The 18,844-nt window shown below is 56.4% G+C and carries 8 protein-coding genes, 2 tRNA genes and 4 rRNA genes; 6 read left to right on the top strand and 8 right to left on the bottom strand.

Translation table 11 applies throughout. The features are described 5' to 3' along the window. The first annotated feature begins 3 nt into the window (after positions 1 to 3). On the top strand, positions 4 to 3,396 hold the full coding sequence (locus AC3IUF_RS00695; RefSeq protein WP_489280076.1) for a non-ribosomal peptide synthetase: 3,393 nt from the start codon (positions 4 to 6) through the stop codon (positions 3,394 to 3,396). Between the two features lie 21 nt (positions 3,397 to 3,417). Beyond that, positions 3,418 to 3,885 (top strand): SRPBCC family protein, encoded by a 468-nt coding sequence (locus tag AC3IUF_RS00690; RefSeq protein ID WP_489280074.1) that lies wholly within the window; start codon positions 3,418 to 3,420, stop codon positions 3,883 to 3,885. Between the two features lie 111 nt (positions 3,886 to 3,996). Here AC3IUF_RS00690 and AC3IUF_RS00685 read toward each other — a convergent pair whose 3' ends face one another. Next, positions 3,997 to 5,877, bottom strand: coding sequence for a methyl-accepting chemotaxis protein (locus AC3IUF_RS00685; RefSeq protein WP_095113874.1), 1,881 nt, complete (start codon positions 5,875 to 5,877; stop codon positions 3,997 to 3,999). A gap of 304 nt (positions 5,878 to 6,181) precedes the next feature. Between AC3IUF_RS00685 and AC3IUF_RS00680 the strand changes: the two genes are divergently transcribed. From AC3IUF_RS00680 to AC3IUF_RS00665, 4 genes are all read left to right on the top strand, one after another. After that, positions 6,182 to 6,682 carry a sigma-70 family RNA polymerase sigma factor gene (locus AC3IUF_RS00680; RefSeq protein ID WP_007918975.1) on the top strand — a complete coding sequence of 167 codons (501 nt, stop codon included), beginning with the start codon at positions 6,182 to 6,184 and terminating at the stop codon, positions 6,680 to 6,682. Next, entirely contained in the window at positions 6,682 to 7,683 is a 1,002-nt protein-coding gene (locus AC3IUF_RS00675) for a FecR domain-containing protein (protein ID WP_007918973.1), read from the top strand. Before AC3IUF_RS00680 ends, AC3IUF_RS00675 begins: the two co-directional genes overlap by 1 nt. 88 nt (positions 7,684 to 7,771) lie before the next feature. After that, positions 7,772 to 10,276 carry a TonB-dependent siderophore receptor gene (locus AC3IUF_RS00670; protein WP_489280073.1) on the top strand — a complete coding sequence of 835 codons (2,505 nt, stop codon included), beginning with the start codon at positions 7,772 to 7,774 and terminating at the stop codon, positions 10,274 to 10,276. Between the two features lie 78 nt (positions 10,277 to 10,354). Beyond that, positions 10,355 to 11,533, top strand: coding sequence for a PepSY-associated TM helix domain-containing protein (locus tag AC3IUF_RS00665; protein ID WP_463543926.1), 1,179 nt, complete (start codon positions 10,355 to 10,357; stop codon positions 11,531 to 11,533). A gap of 71 nt (positions 11,534 to 11,604) precedes the next feature. On the opposite strand, the gene rrf (AC3IUF_RS00660) is transcribed toward AC3IUF_RS00665, so the two are convergent. The 7 genes from rrf (AC3IUF_RS00660) to AC3IUF_RS00630 form a co-directional block, all read right to left on the bottom strand. Further along, positions 11,605 to 11,720 (bottom strand): 5S ribosomal RNA (gene rrf, locus AC3IUF_RS00660). Between the two features lie 105 nt (positions 11,721 to 11,825). Next, a 5S ribosomal RNA gene (gene rrf / locus AC3IUF_RS00655) occupies positions 11,826 to 11,941 on the bottom strand. A gap of 151 nt (positions 11,942 to 12,092) precedes the next feature. Continuing rightward, positions 12,093 to 14,986, bottom strand: a 23S ribosomal RNA gene (locus AC3IUF_RS00650). A 247-nt stretch (positions 14,987 to 15,233) separates the two neighbouring features. Next, positions 15,234 to 15,309: transfer RNA gene (locus AC3IUF_RS00645), tRNA-Ala, on the bottom strand. Between the two features lie 30 nt (positions 15,310 to 15,339). Next, a tRNA-Ile gene (locus AC3IUF_RS00640) sits at positions 15,340 to 15,416 on the bottom strand. 81 nt (positions 15,417 to 15,497) lie between these two features. After that, positions 15,498 to 17,034: ribosomal RNA gene (locus AC3IUF_RS00635) — 16S ribosomal RNA — on the bottom strand. The 16S, 23S and 5S rRNA genes sit together here with 2 tRNA genes alongside, the layout of an rRNA operon. A 587-nt stretch (positions 17,035 to 17,621) precedes the next feature. Then, positions 17,622 to 18,842 carry a CaiB/BaiF CoA transferase family protein gene (locus AC3IUF_RS00630; RefSeq protein ID WP_007911642.1) on the bottom strand — a complete coding sequence of 407 codons (1,221 nt, stop codon included), beginning with the start codon at positions 18,840 to 18,842 and terminating at the stop codon, positions 17,622 to 17,624. Positions 18,843 to 18,844: the final 2 nt, after the last annotated feature.

Here is an 18,844-nt window from a genome sequence, read left to right as displayed (position 1 = left end):
GACATGAAACGTCTCGACATTTTGCTGATTGGCGCCAGCCAGGCCATGACCGACCTGGCGCAGGAACTGGAACAACACGGTCACTCCTTGCAGCGCAGCGGCGTTGCGGCATCGACGGTGGATTTGATCATCGACGATGGCTTCATTGGCGCTGGCGACTTCTGCGCCATCCCGCATCTGCATCTGCGTCTGGGTGTTGGCGTGCAGAGCCTTGGCGGTTTGCCGTCACTCGATTTGCTGTGTTTTCTTGGCTCGTCACTGATCAGCCGCGTGCCGATTGCCGATGAGCCATCGGGAAACGGTCAGGCATTGCGACAGCGGGTGCTGACCCAAGTGGTGGACGAAGTGGCGTTGCTGGTCAGCCGCTTCTCCCGTGACGCTGAGTATCTTCAGCAGGCCGGATCTGTGCCGGCGCCGGATTTCGAGCGGATGGAAAACCTGCTGTTTCTCGACAACCTGGCTTACGTCCATCAGCGCAACGACACCGCGAATGTGGCGCTGCTGAAACAGGCGCAAGTGCCAGTCATCGAGCGTCTGCAACAGAGCTTGATTCGCCACGCCGAACGGCCGGCACTGCACCTTGGCGAACAGTCGCTCAGCTACAGCCAGTTGCACGACTACAGTCGCGCGATTCAACAGCAAATGCTGCCTTTGCTCGAGCAACATCCGCAACCGTGGGTGGTCGGCATCTGCCTGCCGAAAAGCCCGGCGTTGTTCGCATCGATTCTGGCGGTCCTCGGCAGCGGCGCGGTGTATTTGCCGCTGGAGCCGAGTCATCCGTTGCAGCGCCAGCAATACATTCTGCAAAACGCAGGCGCGCTGCTGTTGTTGCATGACGGCGAGCATCCGCTTGGCAAAACCATGGCGGGGCTGGACGTCAGCCGCATCGACAGCGCTGAGGCAGATCTCAGCCAACCTTTGATGCGCCGCCGCCCCGAACTTGATGCAGCGTGCATGGCGCTCTACACCTCGGGCACCACCGGCCATCCGAAGGGTGTGCTGCTCAGCCAGGCCAACCTCGCGCACTTCACCGCGTGGTACGCCGATTACGTGCAGTTGCAGGCAGAAAGTCGAGTCTTGCAGTTCTCGTCGCTAAGCTTCGATTCGTCGCTGATCGACATCTTCCCGACCCTGCTCGAAGGCGCCGAACTGGTGGTGCCCGACGACACGCAACGGCGCGATCCGCTGCAACTGGTCGCGTTGATCCGCCGCCGGCAACTGACCCACGCGTTCCTGCCGCCAGCGCTGTTGAGCATCCTGCCGCTGGAGCAACTGGAAGGCGTGCAAGTGATGACCGGCGGCGACGTCTGCGAGCCGTTCGTCATCGAGCAACTGACCCGTCAGGGCACGCTGCACAACCTTTACGGCCCGACCGAAGCCACGGTGCTGATCACCGCCCGCCGGCTCACACCGGGTGACAGCAACCGCAGCCTCGGCGCGCCGATCGCCAACAGTCAGGTGCTGATCCTCGATGACGATTTGCAACCGGTACCACAGAACACCGTCGGCGAATTGTTTATCGTCGGCCCCGGCGTCTGCCTCGGTTATCTGAACAACCCACAGCAGACTGCCGAGCGTTATCTAACCTTGGATTTGCCGGACGGCCAAACGCTGCGCGCCTACCGCAGCGGCGACATGGCCAAGTGGGGCGAGGACGGTATCGAGCTGTGCGGACGGCGCGACAATCAGGTGAAAATTCGCGGCTTCCGGGTCGAGCCGGAAGAGATCGAACGCTGCCTGCGCGAGAGCCAGTTGTACCGGCAAATCGCAGTGGTGATCGACTCTCAGCGACGGATTCTGGCGTTCCTCGCCCAGCCGCAATCGGACATCGCGCGCGAAACGCTAAAGGCTCACGCCCGGCAGTTTTTGCCCGACTACATGCAACCCGTGGCGTGGTCTGAACTGTCGAGCATGCCGTTCGCCAGCAACGGCAAGGTCGACCGCAAAGCGCTGCTGGAACTGCCGGTGAGCGTGCAGGACAGCGGGCCGAAATGCCTGCCGGCGAATGCCGATGAAGCACTGTTGCTGGAGATCTGGGCGGAATTGCTGGAGCTGCCCACCAGCGATATTTCCACTGACGAAAGCTTCTTCAATCTCGGTGGTCACTCGATTCTGCTGTCGCGAATGTTGCTGCGGCTGCGTGAGGAGTTCGGGCGCAGCATCTCGATCAACCGCTTCATCGAACTGCCGACCATCATCAAACTCGCGACACTGGTGCGCGGCACCGATGACAGCGCGGTGCTCAGCGCTCAAGCCATGGCCGACGCCGAGCGCGCACTGGATATCGAGCCACTGCCGATCAGTCGCATGGGTGATGTGCACAAGGTCATCGTCACCGGGGCCAATAGTTTTGTTGGCGTGCACATCGTCGAGGCGCTGCTCGGCTGGGGCGCCAGCGAAGTGGCGTGTCTGGTGCGCGATGGCGGCGGGCAAACGGCGGCGCAACGCTTTGCCGAGTCACTGCGGGAAAACCGTCTGGAGCATCTGGATCTGAGTCGCGTGCGGGTTTACGCGGCAGATATCACACGCCCGCAACTGGGCCTGGACGACGACGATTATCAGCGCCTCGATCGTGAGTTCGGCGCGTTGGTGCATAACGCCGCCAACGTCAATCACGTACTCGATTACGAGTCCCTGGCGGCAGACAACGTCGAGCCGATTTTTGCGCTGCTGCGTTTGTGCGAAGGGCAGAGCAAAAAGGTTTTCAATTTCGTCTCGACGCTGTCGGCTTCAAGTACGGTCGACGATGCGGGGCGAGTGCTGGAATTGCCTGCCGCGCCTACGCCGCCGATCTACATTCGCAACGGCTACAACCTGTCGAAATGGGTCGGCGAGCGCATCCTCGAACGAGCGCGGGAGCGCGGCGTCCGGGTCAATCTGTACCGCCCCGGCAACATCAGTTTCAACAGCTTGAGCGGCGTTTGTCAGCCGCACAAAAACCGTCTGATGCTGATGCTCAAAGGCTCGATCCAGCTCGGCCAGGTACCGGCGTTCGCGCTGAATTTCGACCTGATGCCGGTGGACTTTCTCGCCCGCTTCATCGCCTTCCACGCCAGCCGTTATTCGCCTGACCGCGCGGTGTTCAATCTGCATAACCCCGAGCCTTTGAGCTGGGACGCCTACGTCGCTTCGTTCCGCGAAACCGGCAGCGAGTTCGCGCTGGTCAGCGTCGCCGACTGGCAGCAGCAACTCGGGCGTGTCGACGCCGACAACGCGCTGTTCGGCGTGCTCGGTTTCTACCTCAACGGCTTTGAAGAAGACATCGGCGACATCTCCCTGATCGGCCACGCCAACGCTGAAGCCGGCGTACAGCAGATGGGCGCTCATTACCCGCAGAAATCCCCGGCGCTGCTGCGTCGCGGCTGCGACTACCTGAAAGAAATCAACTTCATCTGATCCAACAAAAGGAGCAACACCATGAGCACTCTGCAACCCGATACCCTGATCAAAAACCCCCATGGCTGCCACGTTGTGTCTTCGGTAGAAGTGCCGGCGGACGCCGCACAGGTCTGGGCGGTGGTGGGCAACTTCGCCGGTTTCGACCGTTTCATTCCAGCGCTGTCGCACATCGAAACAACCGGCGAGGGCGTGTCTTCGCTGCGCAAAAAATGCTTCAAGGATGGCAACCTCGTGGTCGAGCAACTCAACTCCCGCGATGAACACGCGCGGAGCATGACCTGGACGACGATTTACAACACGTTGGGGGTGGCCAATCTGTGGGCGGCGATGAATGTGGAAGCGCTGGGCACAGGCAAATCCAGGGCAACCTGGACGATCATTGCCGAGCCGGCTTCGGGCGGTGAGGAGGCGTTGCCGGGGTTCAAGGATTTTGTGCAGGGGTTTGCGGATGATGCGATGGAGAATGTGCTGAAGCTGTTTGTCTAAGGCTTCGGCTTTGCGGTGAATGCACCACCGCTTTCGCGAGCAGGCTCGCTCCCACAGGGAAATGCATTCCAAATGTGGGAGCGAGCCTGCTCGCGAAGAACGATAACGCGGTCAGATTTTGAAGCTGTCGACCAATTGCTTCAGACGGTTAGCCTGCTGCGACAACGCATCACAATCCTTCAACGTTTCATTGAGGTTGGCGACGCTCTGCTGGTTCAGCAGGTTGATCTGGTTAACGTCGACGTTGAGGGTTTCCACCACGGCGGTCTGCTCTTCGGTCGCCGCTGCCACCGACTGGTTCATCCCGTCGATTTCGCCGATACGCTGGGTCACGCTGACCAGACGCAAACCGGCCTGGTTGGCCACTTCCACGCTCTGCTCGCTGGACGCCTGACTGGCGTTCATCGTGGTCACCGCTTCGCGCGAACCGATCTGCAACGACGTGATCATCTTGTGGATCTCTTCCGCCGACTCCTGGGTGCGATGGGCGAGGTTACGCACCTCGTCCGCCACCACCGCAAAACCACGCCCGGCTTCACCGGCACGCGCAGCTTCGATCGCCGCGTTGAGCGCCAGCAGGTTGGTCTGTTGCGAGATGCCTTTGATCACATCAAGGATGTGGCCGATGTTGTCGGTGCTGGCATTCAGGGTTTCAATCTGCGTGCACGACAGGCTGATTTTCTGCGACAACTCGGTCATCGCTTGAATCGTCTGCTCGACTACCTGACGACCGTCATCAGCCTGCTCGCTGGCGCCGCTCGCGTGTTGCGAAGCATCGGCGGCGTTGCGCGCGATTTCCTGAGTGGCGGCGCCCAACTCGTTGATCGCGGCAGCCACGCTGTTGGTGCGCGCGCTTTGTTCGTCGGAACCGACGATCGAAGCATTGGACGACGCCATCACGCGCTGCGACAAGTCATGCACATGGCGGGTTGCCGAGGACACTTCGGAAATCGACGCGTGAATCCGTTCAACGAACTGGTTGAATGCGCTGCCCAATTCACCGAATTCGTCTTTGCTCTCAACCACCAGACGACGGGTCAGATCGCCTTCGCCCTGAGCAATGTCCTGCATCGCACGACCCATGGTGGTCAGCGGACGCATCAGGACATTGATCAACAGGCTCAGCAGCAGCGCAATCGCAGCCACAGCAACAAACATCGCGATCAGCGCCGAGGTGCGAAATTGGCTGAGTGCGGCGTAGGCTTTATCGCGATCAATCGACAGACCGATGTACCACTGCGCATTCGGCAGATCGCTCACCGGGGTGAACGACAGAATACGTTCCTGGCCATTGAGCACCACGTTCTGGTTGCCCTTCTCGATGCGCACGCTGGTGTTCGGGTAGATGTCTTTCAGGTTTTTCATGACCTGATCTTTGTCCGGGCTGACGATCACCTGACCGTCGGCGCTGACCAGGAACGCGTGGCCAAGACCACCGAAGTCCACCGAGTTGATGATCTTCACCAGGGTTTCCAGGCTCAGGTCACCACCGACCACGCCAAGCAGCTCGCCGTTCTTTTTCACCGGCATGGCGATGGTTACCACCAACCCGCCAACCGCTGCCATGTACGGCGGCGTCAGCATGGTTTTGTCAGCGACCACGGCTTGTTTGTACCAAGGACGCTGACGCGGGTCGTAGCCGTCCGGCATCTTCGCGTCAGGACGCTGGGTGAACACACCGTTGGCTTGACCGACGTAGGTGAACTGGAAGTTCGAAGTGAACGCTGGTTGATCGACCAGACCCGGGAAGTCCGCGTCCTTGCCCTGATGGGCAACGTTCTGCGCGAGGTTTTCCAGCACCAGAATCCGCCCGCTCATCCAGTTCTGCACGCTGCTGGCGGTCAGGTCACCGGCCTGCTGCACGGAGGACTGAAGGTTCTGGCGAATGGTGTTTCGCTGCAGGTAGTCGTTGTAGAGGGTGAACAGCGCGAACGCCAGGACCACGACGCCCGAGGCGGCCAACAGGATTTTATGGCTGAACTTGAGATTCATTTCATGGGACTTCTTATGCCAAAAGTGGGGATGCGTTCCGGATGCAACATTCCATGTACAGCGCAGGCAGCGTTCTAACGGCTGCTCTGATTTGGTGCACGCATGTCTCACCAGTCTGTCGGCACGTGTCGGAGAAATCTTAGGGTTGAGCGGGAAATGGATGGCGTTTCTGCAGGATTCCCGCCGAACGGCGTGCCAGAGCGTTCGCCCCGATGTTTTTCAGGGTTGATGTTCGGGTGGCAGTTGCAAATTTCGTAACCCTTGATGACAATGCGAGTAATTATCATTTGTGACGTTGGCGTTGATGTCCTCACCTGAGTTTGCAGTACAGGCGCTTTACAGTAGTCATCACGGCTGGCTTAACGCTTGGCTGCGCGCGCGGCTGGGCAATGCGGCAGATGCGGCGGATCTGGCGCAGGACACTTTCCTGCGCCTGCTGCAGCGCACCGAACGCCTCGAACTCAAGTCGCCTCGCGCCTTCCTGCGCACGATTGCACGTGGGTTGGTGATCGATCATTGGCGCCGAGAGGAAATCGAACGTGCCTATCTCGAAACGATCGCCCATTTGCCTGAAGCAGAAACACCGAGTGCCGAAGCCCGGGCGCTGGTGATCGAATTGCTGGAGAGCATCGCGCGCATGCTTGAAGGACTGAAGCCGAAGGTGCGTCAGGCCTTTCTGCTGGCGCAGTGCGAAGGTTTAACCCACAAGCAGATCGCCGAACAGATGGGGCTTTCCCTGCGTTCGGTTGAACGTTACGTCGCCGATGCCCTGTATCACTGCTATGTGCTGCGGTATGAAAGCTGATGCCGGTGGATAACGTCTCAGTCGGTCGCCGCGCCGAGCCTCGACAGCACGTAGTCAAACAAGCCATCCATTGGCTGCTGCGCTTGCGCAACAACCATGGCAACCCGCGGTTGAATCGCCAGTGCGAACAGTGGCGCGCCGAACACCATGAGCACGAACTGGCCTGGCAACGGGTGCAGTCGCTGCAAGCCGAGTTGAGCAATAACCTGCGTGCGGTGCCCGGTGCGCAAGTGGCGTTCAACACCCTGGAAAACAGTGCTCAGGGTCTTGGCCGGCGACAGGCCTTGAAGCTGTTGTCTGGCGCATTGCTGATGGGCTCCGCCGCGTGGCTGGCCAAAGACACGGCCGCGTGGCAGCAATGGAGCGCCGATTACGCTACGGCGACGGGCGAGCGGCGCGGCTTTCAGTTGCCGGATGGCACGCGGATCGAACTGAACACCGCGAGTGCAGTGGATCTGGATTACACCGCACAGCAGCGGCTGATCAAACTGACGCGCGGCGAAATTATTGTCACCTGTGGCGGCTCCGACGAGGGCGCGCCGTCTGATCGGCCGCTGCGGATACAAAACCGTCACGGTACTTATGAACCTTTCGATGCCCGATTCATCCTGCGTCAGGAACATGATTGCACTCGGCTCAGCGTCACCCATGGTCAGGTTGCGATCCGCTCCGGCGGCACTTCGGTGGAAGCATTGGCCGGGCAGAGTTATCTGATCGATCACCATCGGGTTCGCCCTGCACCGCCGCTGGCTATGGATGCTGGCGCTTGGGTCGACGGCTTGATCGTCACGCGCAATATGCGTCTGGGTGATTTTCTCAGCGAAGTCAGCCGTTATCGTCAGGGCTTTCTGAGTTGTGCGTCTGACGTTTCCGAGTTGCGTCTGTCCGGCGTATTCCGCCTGGAAGACACCGACAAGCTGTTGGCGATTCTGCCGCAGACGTTGCCGGTGCAATTGCGCTATCGCACGCGTTGGTGGGTGACGCTGGAGCGCGTTGCCTGAAATTATTTTGGCGGGTTTTCGCTGCAGGTCCGGCTTAGTCAGTAAGCACTTCAATTCAAGCGTTTGCGACTTCCTACGGAAACCTACAATGACTGTCCGCGCCACCTGTAAGAACACTCTGAATTTAACTGCAGAATCGGGCCTGTTGCGCCACGCCGTTCGGGCAGCGCTTTTTTCCACGGTGCTGGGCGTTGGTGTGATGCCCGGTTTGAGCATGGCGGATAATCCAGCGGCCAGTGAACTCAGCCATCGCTACAACATTGCAGCGGGCCCGTTGGGTGAGGCGCTGAATCAATTTGCACGTCAGGCTGGCATCACGTTGTCGACGACCCCGCAGCAAACTCAGGGCCGGCAATCGCCGGGCGTACAGGGTGAATATTCGACCGATCAGGCGTTAAGCCATTTGCTCGGTGGCTCCGGTCTGGAAGCGGTCAGCCAGGATGGCAGCAGCTACGTCCTGCGTCCGCTCGCTGAAACCGAAGCGCTGGCCCTGCCAACCACCGATATCAAAGGTTTCGCCCTCGGCAACGCCTTGGGCAGCATGGATGGCTACAACGCCACGCACAGCCAGATCGCCACCAAGACCAGTACGGCGTTGCTGGAAACCTCGCAAAGCGTATCGGTGGTCACTCGCGAACAAATGGATGACCAAGGCTCGCAGACTGTCTCGCAGGCAATGCGTTACACGCCGGGTGTGCTGACCAATCCGTACGGCGCGACCCATCGCTATGACTATGTGGCGATGCGCGGTTTCAACGACGGCTCGGTCGACAACATCTACCTCGACGGCCTCAAGTCGATGGGTGACAGCGGTACTTACAGCACCATGCAAGTCGATCCGTATTTTCTTGAGCGCGTCGACATTCTCAAGGGACCCTCGTCGGTGCTGTACGGTCGCAGTTCGCCTGGCGGCCTGGTGGCGCTGACCAGCAAAAAACCGCTCTACGAGGCTTACCATCAGGTGCAAGCCACGTTCGGCACGCAGGGGCAGCGCGGGGTCGGTTTTGACTTCAGCGGCCCGGTCGATGACGACAAGCGTATTGCCTATCGTCTGACCGGGTTAACGGATCAGTCCGACACGCAATTCGACCACAACAAAGAAAAACGCTTCGCCCTCGCACCGACGTTGAGTATCGATTTCAGTGAAGACACTTCGCTGACGTTGCAGGCGTATCTGCAACACGATCCGGATGGCGGCTACCACGGCGGTGTACCGGCCGACGGCACCATTCATCAGCGCAATGGCAACCGCATCTCGCCGCATTTCTTCGAAGGCGAACCGGGCGTCGATGGCTATTCCCGTGATCAGCAATCATTCGGTTATCAATTCGAACATCGCTTCAACGACGTCTTCACCGCTCGCCAGAATTTCCGTTACCTTGATTCCAAAGTAAACTTGGATCAGGTCTACGCCTATGGCTGGACCTCGCCGAGCAGCAACGAGCTGAACCGCTATTACACCGGCGGGGATGAGCGTCTGCATGCGTTTATCGTCGACAACATGCTCCAGGCTGAATTTTTCACCGGCGCGACCAAACACACGGTGCTCATGGGCGCCGACTATCAGCGGCGCAAAACCGTGGTCGACTGGACCAGCGGCGGTCTTGCACCGATCAATGCATTCAACCCGGTGTACGGCAACTCGACGGTCGATATGTATGGCGAAACCAGTTACCTGCGGCGTCTGGAGCAGACCGGGGTTTACCTGCAAGACCTGATCGAGATGGACAAGTGGCGCTTCTCGCTGGGCCTGCGTCAGGACTGGGTCGAGACTTCGGACGAAAACCGTATCGCTGAAGCCGGGCGTCCGGTTGACACAGAGATCAATGATCGCCGCACCAAGCTAACTGGCCGTGCGGGTGCGCTGTACCTGTTCGATAACGGACTGGCGCCATACATCAGCTACTCCGAGTCGTTTAACCCGAACTCCTATGCTGACAGCGCCGGCAATCCTTTGGCACCTACCGACGGAACACAGTGGGAAGTCGGTATGAAGTATCAGCCGCCAGGCACTGACAATTTGTTCACCGCGTCGCTGTTCCGCATCGATCAGGAGAATCTGGCGACCAAACTGCCGCAGGAAAACTTCTATCGTGCGGTCGGTGCCGTCCGCTCTCAGGGTCTGGAACTGGAAGCGCACATGCAGTTGACCGATAACCTCAAAGTCCTCGGCAGCTACACCTTCACCGATATCGAATACTCGAAGTCGATGGTCAGCACCTTGAGTACGCCGACAGACGTAATCGAGAACAAGGGCAACTCGCCGACACAGGCCCCGCGTCATATGGCGTCGTTGTGGGCGGACTACAAGTTCGACAACGCGGCACTCGATGGCCTGCGACTCGGCGGCGGCGTGCGTTATGTCGGCTACAGCTGGGCCGATGCGGAAAATACCCTCAAGGTGCCTTCCTACACGCTGTTCGATGCCTCGATTGGCTATGACTTGGGCAAGGTCGGCTTGAAGGGCGTTGATGTTCGTCTGAACGCGAACAACCTGACCAATGAGTCCTACGTCGCTTCCTGCGCAAGCCTGAACTTCTGCTACATGGGCGAAGAGCGCAACGTGGCGGCGACGGTGAGCTACCAGTTCTAAACCTTTCGTCCTGTGCATAAAAAAGCCAGCCTCTGATTTTTCAGGGGCTGGCTTTGTCGTTTCTGTGGGGAAATTCTCATGCGTGCGTTTCTGGTGTTGTTGCATCGCTATATCGGCTTGGCCACCGCAGTTTTTTTGCTGCTTGCCGGGGTCACGGGAAGCATTCTGGCGTTCAATCATGAGCTGGATGAATGGTTGAATCCGCAGTTTTATGCGGCGTCTGCAGTGGGTGAGCGACTGCCGCCCGGTGATTTGGTTGATGCCGTGCAGAGTGCCCATCCAAAGTTGCAGGTCTGGTACATGGAGTACCCGAATGAGGCGGGCCACACCGCGTTGCTTGCGATGGTCCCGCGTAACGATCCGGGGACCGGCCAGCCATTCACTGAGCGTAATCAGGTGTTCTATCTGGATCCGGTGAGTGCTGAGCAAAAGGGCCAGAGGTATTGGGGGGAGTGCTGTTTTCAACGGGAGAATTTTGTCCCGTTCATTCTTGAGTTCCACTACAACCTGACGTTGCCGGGTAATTGGGGATTGTTGTTGATGGGTCTGGTTGCCATTGCCTGGGTGATCGATTGCTTCGTTGCGCTGTGGCTGACATTGCCGCGAGGAAAGCCATTCTGGAAAAAGTGGTCGACCGCCTGGAAGGTGAAGGGTGGGCATGCCTATCGGCTCAACTTCGATCTACATCGTGCTGGGGGGTTGTGGCTGTGGTTGTTGCTCCTGCCGATCGCTGTCAGCAGCGTCGCCATGAACTTGCCGAGCCAGGTATTCAAGCCTGCGGTTTCGTTGTTTTCACCGATTGAACCGAGCGTCTACGAGGCTCGAGGGCGAATGACCCCTTCACAGTTGGGGGTGACGCAATTGAGTTATCAACAGGCGTATGAGAGGGCGTTGCAGGAGGGGAAAAGGTTAGGACTGACAGCGGCGATCGGGGAGTTGTATTACAGCTTTGAGTACAACTTCTACGGCGCTGGTTTTGGACAGCACGACACCGAAGCCCATGGCAAATCCTGGTTGTTCTTTCATGGTACGGACGGGCGATTGTTAGGGCAGGAGATTGCTGGGCAGGGAACGTTGGGAGAGCAATTTTATCGGTTGCAGTTACCGATACATGGAGGACGGATCATTGGAGTTACAGGGCAGGTAATGATCGCGGTGTTAGGTATTTTGATGGCGGGTTTGTCGGGGACTGGCGTCTACATCTGGTGGCGCAAATGGCAGGCTCGACGTATCAGCAAGGCACGTAAAGCTGTTTGATCATTGGTTGTGCAGGTCCTGAAATGACAAAACCCCTGTCTGCGTTAGCAGACAGGGGTTTCGGAATTCAATCTTGACGATGACCTACTCTCACATGGGGAAACCCCACACTACCATCGGCGATGCATCGTTTCACTTCTGAGTTCGGGATGGGATCAGGTGGTTCCAACGCTCTATGGTCGTCAAGAAATTCTGTATCTGGCCCGTCAACACGGTAACAAGCCAGCAAAAACGGTTACTTCTACTAAAACAAAACCCCAACTGCTTTCGCAATTGGGGTTTCGGAATTTAATCTTGACGATGACCTACTCTCACATGGGGAAACCCCACACTACCATCGGCGATGCATCGTTTCACTGCTGAGTTCGGGATGGGATCAGGTGGTTCCAACGCTCTATGGTCGTCAAGAAATTCGGGTACTGAGTCGTGGCCTTGTGGCCTCGCTTCAGCAAATTGGGTATGTGACAGCTGGTGTTTTGTGAGTCTTTCGAACTTTCGGTTCGTTTCGTCTTCACACACCGCAATCTGGTCTCTTCGACGCAAATTGCTTGGGTGTTATATGGTCAAGCCTCACGGGCAATTAGTATTGGTTAGCTCAACGCCTCACAGCGCTTACACACCCAACCTATCAACGTCGTAGTCTTCGACGGCCCTTCAGGGAACTCAAGGTTCCAGTGAGATCTCATCTTGAGGCAAGTTTCCCGCTTAGATGCTTTCAGCGGTTATCTTTCCCGAACATAGCTACCCGGCAATGCCACTGGCGTGACAACCGGAACACCAGAGGTTCGTCCACTCCGGTCCTCTCGTACTAGGAGCAGCCCCTCTCAAATCTCAAACGTCCACGGCAGATAGGGACCGAACTGTCTCACGACGTTCTAAACCCAGCTCGCGTACCACTTTAAATGGCGAACAGCCATACCCTTGGGACCGGCTTCAGCCCCAGGATGTGATGAGCCGACATCGAGGTGCCAAACACCGCCGTCGATATGAACTCTTGGGCGGTATCAGCCTGTTATCCCCGGAGTACCTTTTATCCGTTGAGCGATGGCCCTTCCATACAGAACCACCGGATCACTAAGACCTACTTTCGTACCTGCTCGACGTGTCTGTCTCGCAGTCAAGCGCGCTTTTGCCTTTATACTCTACGACCGATTTCCGACCGGTCTGAGCGCACCTTCGTACTCCTCCGTTACTCTTTAGGAGGAGACCGCCCCAGTCAAACTACCCACCATACACTGTCCTCGATCCGGATAACGGACCTGAGTTAGAACCTCAAAGTTGCCAGGGTGGTATTTCAAGGATGGCTCCACGCGAACTGGCGTCCACGCTTCAAAGCCTCCCACCTATCCTACACAAGCAAATTCAAAGTCCAGTGCAAAGCTATAGTAAAGGTTCACGGGGTCTTTCCGTCTAGCCGCGGATACACTGCATCTTCACAGCGATTTCAATTTCACTGAGTCTCGGGTGGAGACAGCGCCGCCATCGTTACGCCATTCGTGCAGGTCGGAACTTACCCGACAAGGAATTTCGCTACCTTAGGACCGTTATAGTTACGGCCGCCGTTTACCGGGGCTTCGATCAAGAGCTTCGCGTTAGCTAACCCCATCAATTAACCTTCCGGCACCGGGCAGGCGTCACACCCTATACGTCCACTTTCGTGTTTGCAGAGTGCTGTGTTTTTAATAAACAGTCGCAGCGGCCTGGTATCTTCGACCGGCATGAGCTTACGGAGCAAGTCCTTCACCCTCACCGGCGCACCTTCTCCCGAAGTTACGGTGCCATTTTGCCTAGTTCCTTCACCCGAGTTCTCTCAAGCGCCTTGGTATTCTCTACCCAACCACCTGTGTCGGTTTGGGGTACGGTTCCTGGTTACCTGAAGCTTAGAAGCTTTTCTTGGAAGCATGGCATCAACCACTTCGTGTTCTAAAAGAACACTCGTCATCAGCTCTCGGCCTTAAGATCCCGGATTTACCTAAGATCTCAGCCTACCACCTTAAACTTGGACAACCAACGCCAAGCTGGCCTAGCCTTCTCCGTCCCTCCATCGCAATAACCAGAAGTACAGGAATATTAACCTGTTTTCCATCGACTACGCTTTTCAGCCTCGCCTTAGGGACCGACTAACCCTGCGTCGATTAACGTTGCGCAGGAAACCTTGGTCTTTCGGCGTGGGTGTTTTTCACACCCATTGTCGTTACTCATGTCAGCATTCGCACTTCTGATACCTCCAGCAAGCTTCTCAACTCACCTTCACAGGCTTACAGAACGCTCCTCTACCGCATCACCCGAAGGTGATACCCGTAGCTTCGGTGTATGGTTTGAGCCCCGTTACATCTTCCGCGCAGGCCGACTCGACTAGTGAGCTATTACGCTTTCTTTAAAGGGTGGCTGCTTCTAAGCCAACCTCCTAGCTGTCTAAGCCTTCCCACATCGTTTCCCACTTAACCATAACTTTGGGACCTTAGCTGACGGTCTGGGTTGTTTCCCTTTTCACGACGGACGTTAGCACCCGCCGTGTGTCTCCCATGCTCGGCACTTGTAGGTATTCGGAGTTTGCATCGGTTTGGTAAGTCGGGATGACCCCCTAGCCGAAACAGTGCTCTACCCCCTACAGTGATACATGAGGCGCTACCTAAATAGCTTTCGAGGAGAACCAGCTATCTCCGAGCTTGATTAGCCTTTCACTCCGATCCACAGGTCATCCGCTAACTTTTCAACGGTAGTCGGTTCGGTCCTCCAGTTAGTGTTACCCAACCTTCAACCTGCCCATGGATAGATCGCCCGGTTTCGGGTCTATTCCCAGCGACTAGACGCCCTATTAAGACTCGCTTTCGCTACGCCTCCCCTATTCGGTTAAGCTCGCCACTGAAAATAAGTCGCTGACCCATTATACAAAAGGTACGCAGTCACCCAACAAAGTGGGCTCCCACTGCTTGTACGCATACGGTTTCAGGATCTATTTCACTCCCCTCTCCGGGGTTCTTTTCGCCTTTCCCTCACGGTACTAGTTCACTATCGGTCAGTCAGTAGTATTTAGCCTTGGAGGATGGTCCCCCCATATTCAGACAAAGTTTCTCGTGCTCCGTCCTACTCGATTTCATGACTAAGAGATTTTCGCGTACAGGGCTATCACCCACTATGGCCGCACTTTCCAGAGCGTTCCGCTAATCTCAAAGCCACTTAAGGGCTAGTCCCCGTTCGCTCGCCACTACTAAGGGAATCTCGGTTGATTTCTTTTCCTCAGGGTACTTAGATGTTTCAGTTCCCCTGGTTCGCCTCTTGCACCTATGTATTCAGTACAAGATAACCATCTTATGATGGCTGGGTTCCCCCATTCAGACATCTCCGGATCAAAGTCTGTTTGCCGACTCCCCGAAGCTTTTCGCAGGCTACCACGTCTTTCATCGCCTCTGACTGCCAAGGCATCCACCGTATGCGCTTCTTCACTTGACCATATAACCCCAAGCAATCTGGTTATACTGTGAAGACGACATTCGCCGAAAATTCGAATTTCTCAATTAAGAGAACTCACAAATTTTACCTTAGCCTGATCCGTTACCAGTGAAAGTAACGTTCAGTCTATCTTTCTATCACATACCCAAATTTTTAAAGAACGATCTAGTCAAAGACTAGAAATCAACATTCATCATCGCAGCGATGGAATGCTCATTTCTAAGCTTTCAAACTTCAGAAGCAGTAGTGGTGGAGCCAAACGGGATCGAACCGTTGACCTCCTGCGTGCAAGGCAGGCGCTCTCCCAGCTGAGCTATGGCCCCGTATTTCTACAGGCGTTTCCCACACAAAATTGGTGGGTCTGGGCAGATTCGAACTGCCGACCTCACCCTTATCAGGGGTGCGCTCTAACCAACTGAGCTACAGACCCAATTTCGGGCTGCTTCTTTCGTCTTCTTCAATGAATCAAGCAATTCGTGTGGGAACTTATGGAGCAGCTGATGTCGTCGATTAAGGAGGTGATCCAGCCGCAGGTTCCCCTACGGCTACCTTGTTACGACTTCACCCCAGTCATGAATCACACCGTGGTAACCGTCCTCCCGAAGGTTAGACTAGCTACTTCTGGTGCAACCCACTCCCATGGTGTGACGGGCGGTGTGTACAAGGCCCGGGAACGTATTCACCGTGACATTCTGATTCACGATTACTAGCGATTCCGACTTCACGCAGTCGAGTTGCAGACTGCGATCCGGACTACGATCGGTTTTATGGGATTAGCTCCACCTCGCGGCTTGGCAACCCTTTGTACCGACCATTGTAGCACGTGTGTAGCCCAGGCCGTAAGGGCCATGATGACTTGACGTCATCCCCACCTTCCTCCGGTTTGTCACCGGCAGTCTCCTTAGAGTGCCCACCATGACGTGCTGGTAACTAAGGACAAGGGTTGCGCTCGTTACGGGACTTAACCCAACATCTCACGACACGAGCTGACGACAGCCATGCAGCACCTGTCTCAATGTTCCCGAAGGCACCAATCCATCTCTGGAAAGTTCATTGGATGTCAAGGCCTGGTAAGGTTCTTCGCGTTGCTTCGAATTAAACCACATGCTCCACCGCTTGTGCGGGCCCCCGTCAATTCATTTGAGTTTTAACCTTGCGGCCGTACTCCCCAGGCGGTCAACTTAATGCGTTAGCTGCGCCACTAAGAGCTCAAGGCTCCCAACGGCTAGTTGACATCGTTTACGGCGTGGACTACCAGGGTATCTAATCCTGTTTGCTCCCCACGCTTTCGCACCTCAGTGTCAGTATCAGTCCAGGTGGTCGCCTTCGCCACTGGTGTTCCTTCCTATATCTACGCATTTCACCGCTACACAGGAAATTCCACCACCCTCTACCATACTCTAGCTCGACAGTTTTGAATGCAGTTCCCAGGTTGAGCCCGGGGATTTCACATCCAACTTAACGAACCACCTACGCGCGCTTTACGCCCAGTAATTCCGATTAACGCTTGCACCCTCTGTATTACCGCGGCTGCTGGCACAGAGTTAGCCGGTGCTTATTCTGTCGGTAACGTCAAAATTGCAGAGTATTAATCTACAACCCTTCCTCCCAACTTAAAGTGCTTTACAATCCGAAGACCTTCTTCACACACGCGGCATGGCTGGATCAGGCTTTCGCCCATTGTCCAATATTCCCCACTGCTGCCTCCCGTAGGAGTCTGGACCGTGTCTCAGTTCCAGTGTGACTGATCATCCTCTCAGACCAGTTACGGATCGTCGCCTTGGTGAGCCATTACCTCACCAACTAGCTAATCCGACCTAGGCTCATCTGATAGCGCAAGGCCCGAAGGTCCCCTGCTTTCTCCCGTAGGACGTATGCGGTATTAGCGTTCCTTTCGAAACGTTGTCCCCCACTACCAGGTAGATTCCTAGGCATTACTCACCCGTCCGCCGCTGAATCCAGGAGCAAGCTCCTCTCATCCGCTCGACTTGCATGTGTTAGGCCTGCCGCCAGCGTTCAATCTGAGCCATGATCAAACTCTTCAGTTCAAACATCTTTGGGTTTTTAAGAAACCCTAAACTTGGCTCAGCAATCGTTGGTTACATCTTTGATTTCTCGCGGAGTAACTTGTGATGCTGATAATCTTGTTGACTATCAGTCTGACTCCACAAGCACCCACACGAATTGCTTGATTCAATTGTTAAAGAGCGGTTGGTTAAGATCTTTCGTCTCAACCGAGGCGCGCATTCTACAGCAGCCTCATTTGCTGTCAAGTGATTATTTTCAGAAGTTTTCGAAGATTTCCTCAACAACTTCAACCACTTGCGCTTCCGATCTCTCGTCAGCGGGAGGCGAATTCTACAGCGTTACACGCTGCTGTCAACACCTCTTTTTCAACTTCCTTTCGGCTTCGATGAACTGAAGCAACTCACTGCCGAAACCTACATAACTCATTGAATCTCAAGGAGTTTTCCGTTTCGACTGCGCCGGAAGTGGGGCGAATTATAGACATCTGAAATCTGCCGTCAACCGTTAATTTCGCTTTTCTTTCAAACACTTGCAGATTGGTTAAAAAGCGACCAAAGACAGCCATATATAGGTAGAAAACACGATCCCTTCTATATAGAAGGGATCGTCAGAGCACCCCAGCCGACTTCAACTCCGCCACCGCACCTGCGCCCAAACCCAACACACCCTGCAAAACCTCCAGCGTATGCTCGCCTAACAAAGGAGGCGCACGGCGATACTCCACCGGCGTCTGCGACATGCGGATAGGGCTAGCCACCTGCGGCACCATTCCAGCCAACGCGTGCGGCAGCTCTATCGCCAGGCCACGCGCCTTAACCTGTGGATCTTCAAACACCTGCGACAGATCATTGATCGGCCCACACGGCACGCCCGCCTGCTCCAGTTGAGCCACCCATTCGGCGGTAGTCTTGAATACCGTCGCCTGGCGAATCAGCGGAATCAACACCGCCCGATTAGCCACACGCAGCTTATTAGTAGCAAAACGCGGATCGTCAGCCCACTGCGGTTGCCCTGCCACCTCAGCAAACTTGCGGAACTGCCCGTCATTGCCCACGGTAAGAATGAAATCACCGTCGGCCGTAGGAAAGTCCTGATAAGGCACAATGTTCGGATGCGCATTGCCCAGACGCTTGGGCGCATTACCCGTGGTCAAATAATTCATCGCCTGGTTGGCCAGACAAGCCACCTGAACATCCAGCAACGCCATATCAATGTGCTGACCACCACCGTCGTGATCGCGATGAGCCAACGCCGCCAGAATCGCGACCGTCGAATAAAGCCCCGTCAGGATATCCGTCAGCGCCACACCGACCTTCACCGGCCCGGCACCTTCATCACCCTCGGGACGACCGGTCAGGCTCATCAGCCCGCCCAGCCCCTGAATCATGAAGTCATAGCCGGCACGCTTGGCATACGGCCCGGTTTGGCCGAATCCGGTAATCGAGCAATAGATCAGATTCGGATTGATCGCCTTCAACGATTCATAGTCGAGCCCATAAGCCGCTAGCCCACCGACCTTGAAGTTCTCGATAAGGATGTCCGACTTGGCCGCCAGATCGCGCACCAGCTTCTGCCCCTCGGGACGCGTGAAGTCGATGGTTACCGATTGCTTGTTGCGGTTGGCTGACAGGTAATAAGCCGCCTCTGACGTGTTCTCGCCATAAGCGTCCTTAAGGAAGGGCGGTCCCCAGGCGCGAGTGTCGTCACCATTACCAGGGCGCTCGACCTTGATCACCTCGGCGCCAAGGTCGGCGAGTATCTGCCCGGCCCACGGCCCGGCCAACACGCGCGATAAATCCAGTACCCGCAGATGCGACAGCGCGCCCATGG

Source organism: Pseudomonas sp. KH_040 (assembly GCF_057839305.1).
This window is presented reverse-complemented; position numbering and strand designations above follow the sequence as displayed.